General features: G+C 38.9%; 1 protein-coding gene and 1 pseudogene. One reads left to right on the forward strand and one right to left on the reverse strand.

Annotated features, from left to right (window positions below):
* Positions 1–7 precede the first annotated feature (7 nt).
* The gene (locus tag R7Z50_RS28075) at positions 8–358 is read right to left on the reverse strand and encodes a helix-turn-helix transcriptional regulator (RefSeq protein ID WP_025791117.1); all 351 of its coding nucleotides are present in this window, start codon (positions 356–358) and stop codon (positions 8–10) included.
* A gap of 129 nt (positions 359–487) precedes the next feature.
* On the opposite strand from R7Z50_RS28075, the pseudogene R7Z50_RS28080 reads away from it, so the two are divergent.
* A pseudogene (locus R7Z50_RS28080) lies at positions 488–660 on the forward strand (replication initiation factor family protein); the annotation flags it as partial.

The following is a 660-nucleotide window of genomic DNA, read 5'->3' on the forward strand; positions in this document are numbered from 1 at the left end:
TTGAGCGCTAGCGAGTCTTATCAGAGGAGAAATTATTTCTTGCTTTGTTACTTTGGTTCCTCAAATACAAACCTTCTACCATAATCGACAATGACTCGATCTCTGATTCATTAAAATCCCCAATTGCTGAACTAATTTTTTCTATCAGTCTCTCGTGTGGGTTTTGTTCTCTTCCTAAGATTTCATTTACAGATACACCTAGTCTCTTTGCTATAAGAACTAGCTCAGATGCTTTTGGTTCTGTCTTCCCCGATTCCCAGTTCATTACCGTCTTTGCTGATGTTCCGACGGATTTTGCCATATCAAGCTGGGTGACTCCTTTTTCCTCTCGGAGTCTCTTAATGTTCTCGTTTAGCATGACAAACCCCTTTTTGAGTCCATGTTTTTTCTCATTATAAGGAGTGTTTTTTCATACAGTATCTTGACAAGGTAAAAATATTTACCCAAGATATGCAATAAATTTACTCTTGACAGGTTTTCAGGGAACATGAAAAAACAAGTATTCACTCCAGAAGAATTGCAAATCGACACTGATGCAAGTCCATTTGTGTTTGTTGATTACTTGTCTTGGACAATCCCTTACTCATCTTTGCGTCATGCTCACAAGTCCGACCTTTCGGCTCTTTTCTGGTCTCCAATTCCTAAGCCGAATTACCGCAT

The organism is Vibrio sp. 1249-1, assembly GCF_033340495.1.